Source organism: Hyalangium gracile (assembly GCF_020103725.1).
In the GTDB taxonomy this organism is placed as follows: Bacteria; Myxococcota; Myxococcia; order Myxococcales; family Myxococcaceae; genus Hyalangium; species Hyalangium gracile.
This window is the reverse complement of sequence record NZ_JAHXBG010000008.1, coordinates 63262-79896: the sequence shown is the minus strand read 5'-3', so window position 1 is coordinate 79896 and position 16635 is coordinate 63262. Positions and strand designations below refer to the sequence as shown.

General features: G+C 69.7%; 13 protein-coding genes. 8 read left to right on the top strand and 5 right to left on the bottom strand.

Translation table 11 applies throughout. From position 1 onward, the window contains the following. Positions 1-14 precede the first annotated feature (14 nt). The 4 genes from alaS (at position 15) to KY572_RS17640 (ending at position 6904) form a co-directional block, all read left to right on the top strand. On the top strand, positions 15-2702 hold the full coding sequence (alaS, locus tag KY572_RS17665) for an alanine--tRNA ligase (RefSeq protein WP_224243945.1): 2688 nt from the start codon (positions 15-17) through the stop codon (positions 2700-2702). Continuing rightward, positions 2699-3334 (top strand): hypothetical protein, encoded by a 636-nt coding sequence (locus KY572_RS17660; protein WP_224243944.1) that lies wholly within the window; start codon positions 2699-2701, stop codon positions 3332-3334. The genes alaS and KY572_RS17660 overlap by 4 nt, the downstream gene beginning before the upstream one ends. Before the next feature lie 22 nt (positions 3335-3356). Further along, positions 3357-6119, top strand: a complete 2763-nt coding sequence (locus KY572_RS17645; RefSeq protein WP_317987862.1) for a TIGR02266 family protein — start codon at positions 3357-3359, stop codon at positions 6117-6119. Positions 6120-6283: 164 nt separating this feature from the next. Continuing rightward, positions 6284-6904, top strand: coding sequence for an outer membrane beta-barrel protein (locus KY572_RS17640; protein ID WP_224243943.1), 621 nt, complete (start codon positions 6284-6286; stop codon positions 6902-6904). Between the two features lie 24 nt (positions 6905-6928). Here KY572_RS17640 and KY572_RS17635 read toward each other — a convergent pair whose 3' ends face one another. Beyond that, positions 6929-8269: a glutamate--cysteine ligase gene (locus KY572_RS17635; RefSeq protein ID WP_224243941.1), complete on the bottom strand. Its 1341-nt coding sequence runs from the start codon at positions 8267-8269 to the stop codon at positions 6929-6931. Positions 8270-8328: 59 nt separating this feature from the next. On the opposite strand from KY572_RS17635, the gene KY572_RS17630 reads away from it, so the two are divergent. The 3 genes from KY572_RS17630 to KY572_RS17620 all read left to right on the top strand — a co-directional run bounded on the left by KY572_RS17630 (position 8329) and on the right by KY572_RS17620 (position 13711). Continuing rightward, the gene (locus KY572_RS17630; protein ID WP_224243939.1) at positions 8329-9141 is read left to right on the top strand and encodes an EI24 domain-containing protein; all 813 of its coding nucleotides are present in this window, start codon (positions 8329-8331) and stop codon (positions 9139-9141) included. Positions 9142-9386: 245 nt separating this feature from the next. After that, positions 9387-12629 carry an MXAN_5808 family serine peptidase gene (locus KY572_RS17625; protein ID WP_224243937.1) on the top strand — a complete coding sequence of 1081 codons (3243 nt, stop codon included), beginning with the start codon at positions 9387-9389 and terminating at the stop codon, positions 12627-12629. 155 nt (positions 12630-12784) lie between these two features. Continuing rightward, entirely contained in the window at positions 12785-13711 is a 927-nt protein-coding gene (locus KY572_RS17620) for a hypothetical protein (RefSeq protein ID WP_224243935.1), read from the top strand. Positions 13712-13738: 27 nt separating this feature from the next. On the opposite strand, the gene KY572_RS17615 is transcribed toward KY572_RS17620, so the two are convergent. Beyond that, positions 13739-13909, bottom strand: a complete 171-nt coding sequence (locus KY572_RS17615) for a DUF3396 domain-containing protein (protein ID WP_224243933.1) — start codon at positions 13907-13909, stop codon at positions 13739-13741. A gap of 316 nt (positions 13910-14225) precedes the next feature. Then, positions 14226-14951 carry a glycerophosphodiester phosphodiesterase gene (locus KY572_RS17610; RefSeq protein ID WP_224243932.1) on the bottom strand — a complete coding sequence of 242 codons (726 nt, stop codon included), beginning with the start codon at positions 14949-14951 and terminating at the stop codon, positions 14226-14228. 110 nt (positions 14952-15061) lie between these two features. Between KY572_RS17610 and KY572_RS17605 the strand changes: the two genes are divergently transcribed. Continuing rightward, positions 15062-15283, top strand: a complete 222-nt coding sequence (locus tag KY572_RS17605; protein WP_224243930.1) for a twin-arginine translocase TatA/TatE family subunit — start codon at positions 15062-15064, stop codon at positions 15281-15283. On the opposite strand, the gene KY572_RS17600 is transcribed toward KY572_RS17605, so the two are convergent. Beyond that, entirely contained in the window at positions 15280-15768 is a 489-nt protein-coding gene (locus KY572_RS17600) for a VOC family protein (RefSeq protein WP_224243928.1), read from the bottom strand. The two genes, KY572_RS17605 and KY572_RS17600, sit on opposite strands and share 4 nt — an antisense overlap. A 113-nt stretch (positions 15769-15881) precedes the next feature. Beyond that, the gene (locus KY572_RS17595; protein ID WP_224243927.1) at positions 15882-16634 is read right to left on the bottom strand and encodes a hypothetical protein; all 753 of its coding nucleotides are present in this window, start codon (positions 16632-16634) and stop codon (positions 15882-15884) included. Position 16635: the final 1 nt, after the last annotated feature.

Genomic DNA, 16635 nt, shown 5'->3' with positions numbered 1-16635 from the left:
CATATACCCACACCATGCCTTCCGCCATGACCGCCGCCCAGATTCGCGAGGCGTTCCTCCAGTTCTTCGAGGAGCGCGGCCACCGCCGCATCGCCTCCTCCTCTCTCGTTCCCCAGAACGACCCGACCCTGCTCTTCACCAACGCCGGCATGGTCCAGTTCAAGGACGTCTTCACCGGCCGCGAGAAGCGCGACTACAGCCGCGCCACCACCTCCCAGAAGTGCGTGCGCGCCGGCGGCAAGCACAACGATCTCGACAACGTGGGCTACACCGCCCGCCACCACACGTTCTTCGAGATGCTGGGCAACTTCTCCTTCGGCGACTACTTCAAGGCCGACGCCATCGCGTACGGCTGGGAGTTCGTCACCAGGACGCTGGGGCTGGACACGCAGCGGCTGGCCGTCACCGTGTTCAACGGCGAGGGCGGCATCCCCTGGGACGAGGAGGCCTTCGAGCTGTGGGCGAAGCAGGGCGTGCCCCGCGACCGCATCTACAAGCTGGGCCTGAAGGACAACTTCTGGGCCATGGGCGACACCGGCCCGTGCGGCCCGTGCTCGGAGATCCACTACCATCAGGGCGATGACATCCCCTGCGCCGAGGTGTCTGCGGGCCGCAAGTGCCAGGGCGTGGCGTGCGACTGCGACCGGTGGCTGGAGATCTGGAACCTGGTGTTCATGCAGTTCGAGCGCAAGGAGAAGGACGCGCCGCTCATCCCGCTGCCCAAGCCGTCCATCGACACGGGCGCGGGCCTGGAGCGCATGGCGTCCGTCGTCCAGGGCAAGCGCTCCAACTACGACACGGACCTGTTCCAGGACATCCTCGCGAAGGTGAGCGAGCTGGTGGGCAAGCCGTACACGCAGGAGGGCGGAGCCTCCATGCGCGTCATCGCGGACCACAGCCGCGCGGCCGCCTTCCTCATCTCCGACGGCGTGCAGCCCTCCAACGAGGGCCGCGGCTACGTGCTGCGCCGCATCATGCGCCGCGCCATCCGCCACGGCTCGCTGCTGGGGCTGGAGGAGATGTTCTTCTTCAAGGTGGTGGACCGCGTCATCGAGCTGATGGGCGGCGCCTTCCCCGAGCTGCGCGAGAGCCGCACCTTCACCCTCGAGGTGTGCCGCCACGAGGAGGAGAGCTTCCGGCGCACGCTCAACCGCGGCCTGAAGATGATCGACGAGGAGATCTCCAAGCTGAAGGAGTCCGGCGGCAAGGTGCTCTCCGGCGAGGTGACGTTCTTCCTCCACGACACGCACGGCTTCCCGTGGGACTTGACGCAGATCATCGCCCGCGAGCGTGGCTTCGACGTGGACGTGGAGAAGTACAAGGAGATCATGACCGGCCGCGAGTCGGGCGGGGACAAGCCCATCGGCCCGGGCGCGGCGGTGGGCGCCGTCTACCTGAAGCTCATCGAGAAGCTGGGGGCCACCGAGTTCCTCGGCTACGAGGGCGAGGGCCACGAGGGCGAGGGCTCCGTGCGCGCCATCATCAAGGATGGCCAGGAGGTGCCTCAGGCCTCCGCGGGCGAGAAGGTGGAGCTGGTGCTGGACCGGACGCCCTTCTACGGCGAGTCCGGCGGTCAGATTGGCGACACCGGCCGCATCGTCGGCCACGGCGGCAAGGCGGAGGCGCAGGTGCTCGACGCCACGCGCCCGGTGCAGGGCCTCATCGTCCACCAGGTGGAGGTGAAGCAGGGCTCCTTCAAGGTCGGCGACATGGTGCAGGCGGGCGTGGACAACGAGCGGCGCAAGGCCATCCGCGCCAACCACTCGGCCACCCACCTGATGCACAAGGCGCTCAAGATGGTGCTGGGCGAGCACGTGAAGCAGGCCGGCTCCGTGGTGGCGCCGGACTACCTGCGCTTCGACTACTCGCACTTCGCCGTGCCCACCCCCGAGCAGCTCGATCAGGTGGAGGACCTCGTCAACGGGTGGATCCGCGAGAACGCCGAGTCCCAGACGCGCATCATGAAACTGGACGAGGCCAAGAAGTCCGGCGCGGTGGCCATGTTCGGCGAGAAGTACGGCGAGACGGTGCGCGTCGTCACCGTGCACCCGCAGTCCACCGAGCTGTGCGGCGGCACCCACGTGCGCCGCAGCGGTGACATCGGCCTGTTCAAGATCGTCAGCGAGAGCGGCATCGCCTCGGGCGTGCGCCGCGTCACGGCCGTCACGGGCATCGGCGCGCTCCAGTACCTGCGCGAGACGGAGCGCGAGCTGCGCAAGGCGGCCGATGCGCTGAAGACCACGCCCAAGGAGCTGGTCAAGCGCGTGGAGGCCACCCAGAAGCGCGTGAAGGAGCTGGAGAAGAAGGTCGAGGAGGTGGCCGTGAAGGCGCAGTCGGCCTCCAGCAAGGACCTGCTCGACCAGGCGCGCGAGGTGAACGGCATCAAGGTTCTGGCCACGCGCGTGGACCCGGCCGACGACAAGGCCTACCGCGGACTGGCGGACCAGCTGCGTGACCGGATCCGCTCGGGCGTCATCGCCATCGGCGGCGAGAAGGACGGCAAGGCGCTCATCCTCGTGGCAGCCACCAAGGACCTGGTGGCCAAGGGCTTCAGCGCCGGTGACTTCGTGCGCGAGATGGCCAAGGAGGTGGGTGGCAAGGGCGGCGGCAAGCCGGACATGGCGCAGGCCGGCGGCCCCGATGCCTCCAAGCTGCCCGCGGCGCTCGACAAGCTGTACGAGCTGGTGAAGGGCCGGGCATGAGCGGGCGCCCTTCCCCCTCCTGGATGCTCCTGGCGGCGGCCCTCGCGTGGGGCTGCACGAAGGAGGAGGAACCGCCCCGGGATGACCGCACCCTGGCCAAGCTGCGGGCCGAGGCCGAGCGCGTCAACAAGGGAGGGGTGCCCGCGGCGCCCCCTCCTCAGCTCCAGCCGCCCGAGGATCCCAACGCGAAGCTGGCGGATCTGGCCACGGCGGACGAGTCCGCCGCCGGGCAGAAGCTGAAGCTGCCCGAGCCCAACGACACCATCCATGTGGACTCGGTGGCCATGAAGCTCATGGCCTTGGAGTCCTCGCACTCGGTCAAAGGAGGAAAGCTGAGCCTCACCACCGAGGAGCTCTTCCTGCGCGTGCAGCTCATCGCCCAGAACGTGGGCGCGGCGCCGGCGCCCCTGGCGCTGGACAAGGCTCGGCTGGTGGACGCGGAGGGCAAGGAGCATGCGGTGGCGCGGGATGCGCAGATCGCCGCGGGGACGCGCGAGCTGGCGCACACCTGGGGCCCCCAGGAGCGTGCCGAGGTGGTGCTCTTCTTCGAAATCCCTCCCAAGGCCCTCGACTCCGGCCTGACGCTGGTGCTTCCGGCGAGCAGCGGGGACGTCCGCCTCGCGCTCCGGTGAGCTCCTCGTGAGGCGGTGAACGGTGACGGTCGCGCCCAAGCTCCTCCCGTTGCGCATCCGCCTCCCGTACACCACGGAGGAGGAGTTCATCGACAAGTACGGCTCGAACGTGGGGCGTGGCGGTGTGTTCATCGCCACCCGGGCCCTCAAGGAAGAGGGCACCGCGATCGCGTTCGAGTTCATCCTCGCCGACGGCACCCGGCTGCTGCGCGGCGAGGGCATCGTCGTGAAGGCCCAGGCCGATGAGGGTGGCGGACGCTCGGGCATGACCGTGCGCTTCGCGAAGCTGGATGCGGCGAGCAAGGCCCTCATCGATCGCGTGGTGGCACGGCGCGCGGAACCGCCTTCTCCGCAGGTGGCGACTCCTCCTCCGGTGCCAGCTCCGGTAGCGACTCCGCCGCCGGCCGTGTCGATGCGCCTGCCCGCGGTGCCCGCGTCTGCTCCCGCTCCTGCTTCGGCTCCGAGCCCGCCGACGCCTCGACCCGTGGCCCCTCCTCCGGGAATGGTGCGTCGGACGGCTCCGCCTCCCACCGCGCCCGCGCCTCCACAGGCCACGCCGCCTGCTCCTCCGGCGGCTCCCCCCGCCGCGCCTCCCGCCGCCCCCGTCCAGCGCTCGGCGCCGGTTCAGGAGCCCAAGGCTCCGACGGTTCGGATGTGGGCGATTCCCTCGCCAACCGCTCCCTCGGCTCCGCCCGTGGAGCCACCACTGGCACCTCCGACTCCCGCCAGGGCTCAGGAGGCGTCCGCTCCCGCGGTTCCAGCACCGGTACCTCGCGCGGAGCCACCGCCCAGGAGTCAGACTCCCGCGAAGCCTCTTCCGGCTCCCGCCACACCGCTCCCCTCGCTCAGCGCCGCGCTGTCCGAGGTGGCGGCGGCTCCACCTCCCGCGCCGCCAGTTCCCCCCACCAGCGTCAGTCCTCCCAGCGCGCGGGTCGAGCCGACTCCCACGCCCGCTCCCGCAGCTCCCGCCCCCGCCGCGCCTGCCCCGGCTCTTCCTGTCGAGCCGGCTCCCACGCTCGCTCCCGCGGCTCCCGCCTCCGCCACGCCTGCCCCGGCTCTTCCTGTCGAGCCTCCCGGCGCTCGTCAGCCGGCGGCGCCCTCCCTGCCTCCCGAGCCGCGTACTCCGGAGCCCCCGGGTCGAGGCCTCGAGGGCAGGAGCCGTCGGAGGACCGTGCTCGAGGTGCCCGTCGCTGCTCCCGTGGCGCCCTCCTTGCCCGAGGTGGTGCTCGGCATCGACGTGGGCACCTCGCAGGCCCGCGTCGCGGTGTTCCATGAGGGAGAGGTCCGGCTCGTCCCCATCCCGGGCTCAGACAGCCGCAGCCTCCCCTCCGCGCTCGCCGTGGATGCCTCGGGCCAGGTGCTGGTCGGGGCGGCGGCGATCGCCGAGGCCGAGCGCGCGCCTCGCCATGCCGCCGTGGGCCTCAAGCGCCTGCTCGGGCTTCGCGCGCGTTCTCCTCGACTGCGCGGCTTCGTGGGGCTCCCCTACGCCGTCGCGGCCGATCCGCGCGGCGACGCGGGCATCGAGCTGAACGGGCGCGTCGTCCCGCTCACGGACTACGCCGCCCAGATCCTGCGTGAGCTCAAGTCCGCCGCCACCGCGTTCCTCGGCCGCGAGCCGACGCGCGCGGTGCTGTGCGTCCCCGCCTACTTCGATGCCCGCCAGCGTGCCGCCCTGCGCGAGGCGGCCGAGCGCGCCGGCCTCACCATCCTGCGCATCCTCAATGCGCCCGCCGCGGCCACGCTCGCCTACGGGCATGGCCGGGGGCTGGCTCGCAAGCGCGTCCTCGTGCTGGACCTGGGCGGAGGGGGCTTCGAGGTCTCCGTCGTGCAGGTGACCGGAGATGACCTCGAGGTCGTCACCACCGGCAGCGATCCGACGCTCGGGGGCATGGACTTCGACGCGCGCATCACCGAGGCCCTGGTCAGCGAGCTTCGCTCCCAGGGTGCGGCCTCCTCCTCGGAAGCGGCCCTCGAGTGGGGCCCGCTGCGCGCCGCGGCCGAGTCCGCCAAGGTGCTCCTCAGCGAGCAGGAGGAGGCTCCCGTCCGGCTCCGGGAAGGCACCGGCCCCACCCTCAACCGCGAGCGCGTGGAGGCGCTCACCGCGGATCTCGCCCAGCGCGTGACGGAGGCCACCCGCGAGGTGCTCGAGTCCAGCTCGCTCACGCCGCAGGGGCTCGACGCGGTGGTGCTGGTGGGCGGCCAGAGCCGGGCTCCGCTGGTGCGGCGGCGGCTCGAGGAGAGCCTGGGCGTGCCGGTGCGCTCGGACGTGGATCCGCTCGGCGCCGTGGCGCTCGGCGCGGCGCTGCTGGGTCACTCGCTGCTGCAGATCGCTTCCGGCAAGCCGGGCGCCACCGTGTCGGACGTCCTCTCCGTCCCGCTCGGCGTGGCGGAGCGCGGAGGAGGCCTCCGCCGCGTCTTCGAGCGCAACACGCGCCTGCCCGCCGACAAGACGCTCGTCATCCCCGTCACCCCGGGCCCGCTCTCGCTGGCCCTCTTCCAGGGGTCCTCTCCCGTCACCTCCGAGAACGAGTACCTCGGAGCGCTCCACTTCCAGCTCGAGCGCGCGGGTGAGGCGGAGATCCACTTCTCGCTGTCCCAGGACGGCACCCTCTCGCTGGCGGCCACGCTGCCTGGAGCGAAGCGGCAGCCGGTGACGCTCGCCACGGAGGAGCTGGACGACGCGGCCCGAGAGGCCCTCATCGCCCGCTCTCCCTTCGCGACCGAGACCAAGGAGAGCCCCGCCGGGCTCTTCTCCGGGCTGCGAAAGCTCTTCGGGAAGAAGTAGGCGCCCCCTCCCTCGCGCCGCATGCGAGCAGTCGGGCCTCGGCCCTCCACCTCGGGCACCTCGCGCACGCGCCACCCCTCGAGCGGCTCCCACCTGTGCCGCCTCTTCCCCTGAGAAGGGCGGGTCCAGAGATTGTCCCCTGAATCACATTTCGGGAGGACGTGATGACGATTCGTTCGGTGATGGGAGGCCTGGCGGCAGCCCTCGTGCTGTGCGCGGGCCCGGCGCTGGCGGTGGAAGCCACGGAGGTGGGCAGCAGGCTCAAGCTCGACGAGCAGGAGCCTCGAGTGGGGCTGGATGTCCGGCTCGGCCTGGGAGGGATGACGGGCGACATCGGAGACCAGCTCGACACAGGTCCGCTCCTGGGCATCGCGGCGGGAGCGCAGATCTACCCCCTGCTCGGAGTCGAGGTGGGCTACGAGGGACAGCGTCTCCCCATCAATGACACGCTCGTGGGCGACGGAGAGGCGCTCTACCGCCACAACGTGGGCCTGCTGGCCAAGGCCGGCCCGCTCATCGAGCGGCACTGGCGGCCCTTCGTCGGCGCGGGCGTGGGCCTGAGCTACTTCAACGCCAGCGATGGCGCGGAGGCGGTGTTCGACAACGACATCACCCAGGAAGTGCCCCTCGCCGCGGGCTTGGACTACAACTTCGGCAACATCTTCGCCGGAGCGCGAGCCACCTACCGGCTGATGTTCAACGAGGGCTTCGCCGACGACGCCTTCCCCGGCAACAACGGCGGCAACCTGCTCAACGCCAGCGTCACCCTGGGCGGACGCTTCTAGCCCGCCCCGGCCTCCGACCCGCGCCTAGAGCGTGAAGCGCGACAGCAGCGCCTCCGGGCGCGGGTCCTTCTCCCAGGCATCCAATACCGCCTGGGCCGGCGACCGACCCGAGGCCGCCACCCGCGCCAGCGGCTCCAGCAGCGGCGCATCCCGCGGATCCAGCCGCTCCAGCCCACGGCGCGCAATCGCCACCATCTCCGCGGTGAGCCGGTGCAGCTCCTGCTGGCCCAGCCGTCCGGCCAGCCCCTGCTGCCGCGCCGTCTGATGGAAGGCCTGGTGCTCGGTGAAGGACAGCTTCGGCAGCAGCCGCTCGCCCTCCTCCAGCGCCGTCCTGTCGTACAGCAGCCCGCGCCACAGCGCGCCGAGCGCCCCCGTCATCTCCGCCGACACGCAGTCCGCGCCGCGCACCTCGATGACCTTCTTGAGCCGCACCTCGGGGAACAGCGTGGACAGGTGGTCCGTCCAGTCGCCCATGTCCGCCGGCTGGCCCTCGAAGCCCTCCTTCAGGAGCTGGCGGAACGAGAGCTTCGGGTGGAGGTACTCCCCACGCCGGCGCAGGAAGAGCAGCGGCGCATCCAGCGCCCACTCCACGTAGGCCCGGTAGGAGAAGGAGCCGTCGAAGAACGCCGGCAGGTAGCCACAGCGGGTGGGATCCACCTCCTCCCAGACGCGGCTGCGGAACGTCATCCACCCCGAGGGCTTGCCCTCCACCAGCGGGCTGTTGGCGTACAGGGCCACCATCAGCGGGGCCAGCCGCGCCACCAGCACCGTCTTGCGGACACAGTCCTCCTCGTCCGCCCAGTCGTACGAGGCCTGCCCCGTCGAGGTGTTCAGCATCATGTTCAGCGCCAGCCGCCCGCGCTCCGGCAGCGTGCGCCGCATCACCTTGTACCGGGTCTTCGGCATCCACGGGATGTCCGCCGTCGTACCGAAGGGCCGGTACCCCAGCGCCACCAGCTGCAGCCCGAGCGAATCGCCGGCGGCCTTCGCCTCGGCCAGGTGCCGCAGGTTCTCCGCGTGGGCCTCACGCGCGGTGAAGAAGGGACTTCCGGACAGCTCGAGCTGCCCGCCCGGCTCCAGGGACACCGTCTCCATGCCCCGCTGGAGCGCAATGACAGGCGAGTCCGGCGTCTCGCGGAACGGGGTGTAGCCGCCCCCCGCCGCCATCTTCTCCAGCAGCGCCCCGATGCCCGACGGCCCCTCGTAGGGCACGGGCTTCGCCACCGCCTTGGGGTAGACGAACTTCTCGTGCTCGATGCCCAGCCGGTGCTCGGCCCGGGGTTTCTCCGCCTCCCGGAACACGTCCACCAGCGCGTCAACGGAGGTAATGGGTTGGGCGACCGCTCGTTTGAGATCCAGGGACATGGCCGCGCCTATATAACGTGCGTTGAACCCGTCGCTCCCAATTACGCACCGCCCCCCGGATGAATCCACCCTCCCTGGTCCCGCAGATCGCCGCCCGCCCCTCCCTCAAGGACTTCTTCCAGGGAGTCGGGTTGCTGGGGCGCGCCTTCGGCCTCATCTTCCGCTCCGGCAAGCTCTTCCTCCTGTCGGCCCTGTGCGCCCTCGTCACGCTGGTGGCCCTGGTAGGACTGGTGGCGCTGCTGTGGCGCTACACCCCGGAGCTGGTCGGCAGCTTCTTCGCCCGCCCGGAGGCCTGGTACGGCAAGGCCGCGTGGTACGCGGTGCTGACCCTCACCTTCGTCGTGCTCCTGGTGGTGGGCGCCAACACCGTCCCGCCCCTGCTCCTGGCGCCGCTGCAGGACCCGCTGTCCGAGACGACCGAGGAGCTGTGCGGCGGCCCGCCCTCCCCGCCCTTCAGCCTGGGGGGCTTCCTCCGGGGGCTGGTGACGGGAATCGCACACACCCTGGCCCGCATCTTCTTCCTGCTGCTGGGGCTGCTCGTGCTCCTGCCCCTGAACCTGATCCCCGTCGCAGGCAGCATCCTGTGGACCGTGCTGGGCAGCCTGTGGAGCATGATGTGGATGGCCGGCGAGCACCTGGCCGGGCCCATGACGCGCCACCTCTACCCCTTTGCCGAGGTGCGTCGAATGCTGCGGCAGCGCACGGCCCTCTGCCTGGGGTTCGGCGCGGGCGTCTACCTGCTGCTCTGGGTGCCCGTCCTCAACACCTTCTTCCTGCCGGTGGCCATCGTCGCCGGGACGCTGCTCTACCGGGGCCTGGTGGCCGCGGGGCAGCTGCCCCCGCCCCCCGACCCCGACCCGCTCCTGAAATAAACGCCCGCCCCAGGTGTCTCCGCTGGAAGACGCCCCCTGCCTCCAATGGCCCCCGGGAACGCAGTGCCTCCCAGGAACGTTCCTGATCGATACCGAGCAGCGGACGCCTTGAAGCACCCGAAGTCCATGATTAGGCTTGGCCGGCTGCTTTCGATCTTCTTCTTTCCTCGACAAGCACCTGAAATCTAAAGGTTTTTCTTCACGCAACACCCCGGGGCGCCACCCGCCCCAGCTTGGATGAACCAATGCCGCGAATGCTTCGCCGGATCATCGCCGTCGCTGTCCTCCTCGGCGCCTGGGCCCTCGTGGGCAGTGACCGGGCGCCCATTCCCCTCACCATGGGGGCCGCCCAGGCGAGTCAAGGCTGGCAGGGCTCGCTCGCCCAGCAGAAGGGCGAGAAGCCTCAGCATGATCTGTCCGCCCTGCGCGTCTTCACCAAGGTCATCCTCTACGTGAAGGACAACTACGTAGACCCCAAGCGCGTGAAGCCCAAGGAGATGATGATCGCCGCGCTGGAGTACGTGGAGAAGAGCGTGCCGGACGTGCTCGTGGACGGCAACGCCGAGACGGGCAAGCTCAGCCTCAACGTCAACGGCAAGCAGCGCGAGTTCGACATCAGCCACGTGGACTCGCCCTGGAAGCTGTCCTTCACGCTCAAGGACGTCTTCGACTTCATCTCCAAGAACATGCGTCCCATGGAGGACACGCGCGACATCGAGTACGCGGCCATCAACGGCATGCTGTCCACGCTGGATCCGCACTCGGTGCTGCTGCGCCCGGAGCTCTACCGGGAGATGAAGCTGTCCACCAAGGGTGAGTTCGGCGGCCTGGGCTTCGTCATCCAGATGCGCGAGGGCAACCTCACCGTCGTCAAGGTGCTGCCCAAGACGCCGGCGCACCGCGCGGGCATCCAGAAGGACGACCAGATCAAGAAGATTGGCGAGGAGTCCACCGTCAACATGGACCTCAACGAGGCGGTGTCCAAGCTGCGCGGCCCGGTGGACAGCAAGATCACCATCACCGTGGAGCGCAAGGGCTGGGACAAGCCGCACGTGATGACGCTCAGCCGCGCCACCATCTCCATCGAGAGCGTGCAGCACAAGCTGCTGGCCCACAACGTCGGCTACGTGCGCCTGAAGAACTTCCAGGGCAACACCACGAGGGACCTCGAGGCGGCGCTGGCGGACATCCGCAAGCAGGCCGAGGCCAAGGGCGGCACCATGAAGGGCCTGGTGCTGGACATGCGCGGCAACCCGGGCGGCCTGCTGGAGCAGGCCATCCAGGTGTCCGACACCTTCATCTCCAACGGCGTGCTGGTGGCCACGGTGGGCCTGTCCGACAAGCTGCGCGAGGAGAAGCGCGCGCGGGCTCAGGAGGGCGAGGACGCCTTCCCCATCGCGGTGCTGGTGAACTCCGGCAGCGCCTCGGCCTCCGAGATCGTGGCCGGCGCGCTGAAGAACCTGAACCGCGCGGTCATCATCGGCCGGCAGACGTTCGGCAAGGGCAGCGTGCAGGTGCTGTATGACTTCCCGGACGACAGCGCGCTGAAGCTGACCATCGCCAAGTACCTGACGCCGGGCGACGTCTCCATCCAGGAGGTGGGCATCATCCCGGACATCCAGCTGGTGCCCACGCGCGTCACCCAGGCCAGCATCGACGTGTTCGCTCCGCGCCGCTCCATCGGCGAGGCGGACCTGGATCAGCACTTCGGCAACCCGGATTCGGACAAGGTGGCCAAGAAGCGCGAGGAGGTGCTGGATCGCGAGAAGGCCGCCGAGAGCCTCAAGTACCTGAAGATCGACGAGAAGAAGGTGGCCCAGGCCGCCGCCGAGAAGAAGGCCAAGGACAAGGAGACGGCCGAGAAGAACCCGCGCACCGCCCAGAAGGATCCGAAGGACGCCGCCAAGCACGGCGAGAAGGATCCGCTGCTGGACGTGGACGTGGCCGGCCAGACCGAGGACCTGGACGATCAGCTCGACGCGGAGAGCCAGGACGAGATCAAGGAGGACTTCGAGGTGACGTTCGCCCGGGACTTCGTGCTCAAGGCCACCTCCACCAACCGCCTGCAGCAGCTCAAGCAGGGCAAGGCCTTCATCGACCAGAAGCGCCAGGAGGAGGAGCAGCGCATCAGCTCCGCCATCGCGGGGCTGGGCGTGGACTGGAGCGCGGGCCCCACGCCGAAGAACGTGCAGCTGGACGCCACCTTCTCTCCGGGCGCCGATCAGCCGGTGCGCGCCGGTGAGACGCTGGAGCTGGTCATCACCGCCGAGAACAAGGGCACCGAGCCGCTCAAGCGCGTGCGCGCGTGGACCGAGAGCGACAACGTCTTCATCGATCGCCGCGAGTTCATCTTCGGCGCCATCGCTCCGGGCGAGAAGAAGACGTGGAAGGTGCCGGTGAAGCTGCCGAAGGACCTGACCTCGCGCCGGGACGACGTGACGGTGAAGTTCTTCGACGACAGCGGGGCGCTGAACAAGACACTGGTGAGCGAGGTGGGCTTCCTGGAGCTGCCGCGTCCGGCCTTCGCCTTCAACTGGCAGGTGCTGGATGACTGCTCCGGCTGCAACGGCGACGGCGTGGCGCAGCTGGGCGAGGACATCACCGTGGTGCTCGACGTCACCAACGTGGGCACCGGCGTGGCGATGGACTCGTTCGCGCAGATCAAGAACGCGGGCGACCCGAACGTCTTCATCGAGAAGGGGCGCTTCAAGCTGGGCGAGCTGGCCGCTGGCGAGACGAAGTCCGCGCGCTTCCAGCTCCAGGTGAAGAAGGGCTACAAGGGCGACACCTTCCCGCTGAAGCTGGCCATCATCGACGAGCCGCTGGAGGAGTTCGTCACCGAGAAGCTCGAGCTGCCGGTGCGTGACGCGCCCGCCCTGGCGCTGGAGCCCACCAAGACGATGGTGAAGCTGGCGGAGAAGACGGAGCTGCTGGCCTCGCCGCTGCCGGACGCGCTGGCGGTGGCCCGGGTGCCGACGCAGGCGGTGCTGCCCGCGGTGGCGGTGGGCAAGGGCTTCTACAAGGTCTCCTTGCAGGATGACCGCTTCGCCTTCGTGCGCACCGCGGACGCGAAGGAGCAGCGGGTGGGCAAGGCCGTGCTGCCCAAGAAGGTGGACTGGGTGACCAGCCTGCAGCCGCCGGACATCCACCTGGATGTGGACACCTCTCGCGGCGGGGTGATCGCCGCGGGCGATCGCTACACCCTCAGCGGCACGGTGGCGGACCCGCAGGGCCTGCTGGACATGTACGTGCTGGTGAACGACCAGAAGGTGTACTTCAAGGCGTCGGACCCGAAGAGCACGGAGCCGCGCAAGATGAAGTTCACTGCGGAGTTCGCGCTGAAGGAGGGCAACAACAACGTGCTGGTGGTGGCGCGCGAGGACCAGGACTTCGCCAGCCGGAAGACGCTGGTCATCCGGCGCCGGCCGGAGGCGGTGGCGCAGAAGCTGGCGACGCCCACCCCGGTGGAGACTCCGAAGGCGCAGTAACCGCACCCACATTCAGGGCTCATCCCGGGCGGCTCTCCCGGAGGCGTAGGCCTCCTGGCGGGCCGCCCGTTTTGTTGACGCTCTCGGCGAGCGCACGTTAGCGTCCTGCCGGATTGGCACCTGTTGCCGGCAGGGGCCTGGGAGGCAGTTTGAGGATGCACGCGTTCAGTCGGTGGTTGGCCCTTGCGACGCTCCTGTCGGGGGTCGCCGCGTACGCGGATCAGAACGATTTGCGGATCACCCTGCTGGGTAAGCCGGATGAGCTGCCGGGGGAGTGCAACCAGGAGCAGCTGGAGACGTGCGCCACGGGCAACTCGCGGTTCCAGGCCTTCGCGCGCGCCTTCGCCGCAGGCATTGCCTCGACGAACCTGATGCCGCCGGAGACGCTGGGGCACGCGGGCTTCAACCTCAACTTGGAGCTGTCCGTCGTCAGCCTGCCGAGCAGCATCGCCATCCCCACGGAGGGCACGCAGCCGAGCACGGTGCTGGTGCCCTCGTTCCACATCCGCAAGGGACTGCCCTTCTCCATCGAGATGGGCGGGCGCGTGGGCTGGGTGGAGAAGAGCCGCATGGTGGCGGCCACCGGCGAGCTGAAGTGGGCCGTCAACGAGGGCTTCACGTACCTGCCGGACCTGGGCGTGCGCGCCCACGTCACGCGGCTGATGGGCGTGCGCGACTTCGGGCTCACGTCGGCGGGCCTGGATCTGGGCATCGGCAAGCAGTTCCCGCTGGGAGGGATGATCACCCTCACCCCGTACGGCGGCCTGGACTTCAACTTCGTCGGCGCCGACACGAGCACCCTCGACTTCAACCCGGACCGCCCCTACAACGAGTCGCTTGAGGGAGATTCGCTGGCCGCGTTCCAGGACACGGGCGTCTACAAGCGCGTGAAGCTCTCGGACAACATGACCCAGCGCATCTACGGCGGCGCGCGCTTCATCGGCGGCGTGCTGCAGCTGGGCGCGGAGATCTCTTTCTCTCGGCTGGGTAGCGTGAAGCTGGACCCCAATGCCGAGGAGGGCGAGACGCGGGCCCTGCCCACCGTCGTCACCTTCAACACCTCGCTGGGCCTGGACTTCTAGGCTCAGCAGCTTCACGGCCTCTGCCCGTCACTGGCAGAGCCGCCGCAGCCAGCGCCGCAGGTTCTCCTTGTCCTGGGAGAACCAGCCGGTGCGCTCCTCATAGAGGAAGGGCTCCAGCAGGTGTGCCAGCGCCCGATACCGCGGCAGGCTTTGGGGCTTCGCCGTAAGGTCAGCCAGTAGGCGCCGCGACCTCGCCATGGGGGCGGCGCATGAAGAAGCAGACGACGACGCCGTCACGGGCCATCAGAACGCCACTCCTGTTCCGCAAGCGGATGACGGGAATGTGCCCCCTCACCGAATCACCCCCGACCGTGGCGAGAGGATCACTGCCTTTGCACCCAGCGCTTGCTGATAGATCTCCCCCTGGCTGAAACCAGCATAGGCACTGTTCTCTCGATACCGTGTCCACCGCGGCTCAGCTGAACGGCGCGGGCCACAGCTGCTCCAGCTCCTCCTGCACGCATTGAAGGGCGAGCACGTGCTTCTGCTGCCCCAGTTGCATGGTCCCTGGTCTCTACGCCGCCCGGCGCAGGGCCTCGCGCATGGCTCCGGGCCGGTTGGTGATGAGGTAGGAGACGCCCAGCTCCTCCAGCTGCCGGGCCCGCTCCGGGTCATCCACCGTCCACACGGCCACGCGCAGGCCCGCCGCGGTCCACTGCGCCACCCGCTCCGGCGTGCACGCCTCGTGGAAGGGGTGCACCGAGTGCGAGGACACCAGTGGGCTCACCACGTACGCCTGTGGCCCCCACGGCTTGTCCGGATCGATCAGGAAGCCTCGGCGCAGCATGGGCGCGGCGGCCAGCAGCCGGAACAGGCACAGCGGGTTGAAGCTGGAGATGACCACCCGCTCGGCCATCCTCCGCCGCGTGACGATCTGTGCCACCTTCTTCGCCAGGCCCCCATCATCGAAGTGGTCGCACTTCAGCTCGATGTTGACCAGGAAGTGCGAGGGCAGCACGTCCAGCACCTCCTCCAGCAGGGGAATCCGGGCGGGGCGGAACCCCAGGGGCGTGCCCACGTCCGCCCGCTGGAGCTTCCACCAGGCCGTGGTGCGCACCTCCCAGGGCAGGCGAGCGAGCCGGTCCAGCCGCTCGTCGTGGCAGACCACCACCTCGCCGGAGCCACACACCATGGCGTCCAGCTCGACGCCGTCGGCCCCCTGCCTCACGGCCTCGGTGAAGGCGTCCAGGGTGTTCTCGGGGGCGTCGGCGCTGGCGCCCCGGTGAGCGAGCAGGAGCATGCGGCCAGTCTGCGTCAGAACCGCCCCGAAGGGACGGGAGAAGTACGCCCTTCCGTCTTCCACCGACAGGTGGCTTGCCTCGCCCAGGGCTTTGCTGCACTGTTGGGCCCATGTTCGGGCTGGGCCTCGGAGAGATGATCGTCCTCGGTTTCATCCTGGTGGTGGTGTTCTCCGCCTCGAGGATGGGTCAGCTCGGCAATGCCGTGGGCAAGTTCGTCTACTCCTTCAAGAAGGCCTCCAAGGGCGAGGACTTCGTGGACGTGAAGCCCCTGCCTCCCAACAGCCGGCGCGGCACCACCGACGCCGACTACACGGACCCCAAGAAGGGCTAGTCCTTGTACTCCACCAGCTCGAGCTGGTTGCCCCACGGATCCAGGAAGTAGTGGGCCCGCAGCCCCATCCTGGGCACGGCGATGCACCCATCCATCACCCGCACCCCTCGCGAGCGCAGGTGCGCCACCGCCGCGTCCAGATCGCTCACCTTGAGCGCCAGGTGATGCCCGCCGATGTCGCAGTTGCGCGGCGGCGTGGTCCGCGCGTCCTGGGGCAGCTCGTACCGGAACAACTCCAGCCTCAGGTTGGCGCAGAGCTGGAGCATCGCGATCGACAGCCGCGCGCCCGGGACGTTGATGTGGGCCTCCGTCCAGTCTCGACCATCCGCCATCCGCGGCAGCTCCTTCGCGTCGAAGGGCCCCAGGCGGAACAGCTCGGTGGCCCCGAGCGTCTCCGTGTAGAAGCTCACGGCGGCGTCCAGGTCCGGCACCGTCAGGCCGACGTGATCGACACGGGTGAGTCCAGGCAACGGATGCTTGCTCATGCGATGCATCTCCAGTGTTGGGACCCGAGGGGCTCTGCAGGGAGCGGCTCGAAGGTGAGCACGGGCGCTTTGGCGCCCCCATGAAACGCTGGAGGCTCCAGCAGCGCCAGTCCCTACCCGCTCAGCGGCCCCTGCTCCAGGAGCCGGGCGGCCTGCTCCCGCAGCGAGGGGTGCACGGAGGAGTCCGCGGCCAGCTCCGCCAGGTCCGTGGCGTTGAGCAGGGGGACGATCTTCGCCCCCACCTCGGGCGGCAGGTACGGGTTGAAGACGAGCGCCCGGCGCACGGAGTGGCGCATCGACCAGCGCGGAGACTTCCAGATCTCCACCAGCGGCTCCGGCCGAGCCGGGCGGCGCGCGGCCATGCGCACCACGAGCGGCTCGGTGAGGCGGGGGTTGAGCAGCGCGTTGCGCACCACCGACGGGTTGCTCGCCGTGGCGAGCCGGGACAGCACGTCCGGATCCCTCGTGAGGCGCGCCTGCTGCTTCAGGTGCCCCAGCGACTGGGTGAAGAGGCGCGCGTCCGCCTTGGCCGCCGCGCCCGCATCCAGCTCCTGGCGGGCGGGGCCCTGGGCGAAGAGGTCCGCCACCGTGGGCAGCGACTGGATCTGCGCCAGCCGCCGCAGCTCGTCCGCGTAGGGGATCTGCTGCGCCTCCATGCCCAGGGCGGCCACGAAGGCCGAGAGCACGTGCGTCGCGGGCTCCCAGCCCAGGCGGGCCAGGGAGATGAGGTGGCTGATCAGCTCGTTGGCGTCGAGCGGATCGAACCGCGCCAGCTCGCGCGCCGCCGCCTTGCGGAGGATCTCGCTGCCGCCGCCCAGGCCGTGCAGCCGCAGCGCGAGGTTCCGGGCCTGTTCCTGGGTGGGCATG

Bases quoted from the DNA above. Each gene is read 5' to 3' on its own strand.
- alaS (WP_224243945.1), top strand. From the start codon at position 15: ATGCCTTCCGCCATGACCGCCGCCCAGATTCGCGAGGCGTTCCTCCAG.
- KY572_RS17660 (WP_224243944.1), top strand. From the start codon at position 2,699: ATGAGCGGGCGCCCTTCCCCCTCCTGGATGCTCCTGGCGGCGGCCCTC.
- KY572_RS17640 (WP_224243943.1), top strand. From the start codon at position 6,284: ATGACGATTCGTTCGGTGATGGGAGGCCTGGCGGCAGCCCTCGTGCTG.
- KY572_RS17635 (WP_224243941.1), bottom strand. From the start codon at position 8,269: ATGTCCCTGGATCTCAAACGAGCGGTCGCCCAACCCATTACCTCCGTT.
- KY572_RS17630 (WP_224243939.1), top strand. From the start codon at position 8,329: ATGAATCCACCCTCCCTGGTCCCGCAGATCGCCGCCCGCCCCTCCCTC.
- KY572_RS17625 (WP_224243937.1), top strand. From the start codon at position 9,387: ATGCCGCGAATGCTTCGCCGGATCATCGCCGTCGCTGTCCTCCTCGGC.
- KY572_RS17620 (WP_224243935.1), top strand. From the start codon at position 12,785: ATGCACGCGTTCAGTCGGTGGTTGGCCCTTGCGACGCTCCTGTCGGGG.
- KY572_RS17615 (WP_224243933.1), bottom strand. From the start codon at position 13,909: ATGGCGAGGTCGCGGCGCCTACTGGCTGACCTTACGGCGAAGCCCCAA.
- KY572_RS17610 (WP_224243932.1), bottom strand. From the start codon at position 14,951: ATGCTCCTGCTCGCTCACCGGGGCGCCAGCGCCGACGCCCCCGAGAAC.
- KY572_RS17605 (WP_224243930.1), top strand. From the start codon at position 15,062: ATGTTCGGGCTGGGCCTCGGAGAGATGATCGTCCTCGGTTTCATCCTG.
- KY572_RS17600 (WP_224243928.1), bottom strand. From the start codon at position 15,768: ATGAGCAAGCATCCGTTGCCTGGACTCACCCGTGTCGATCACGTCGGC.
- KY572_RS17595 (WP_224243927.1), bottom strand. From the start codon at position 16,634: ATGCCCACCCAGGAACAGGCCCGGAACCTCGCGCTGCGGCTGCACGGC.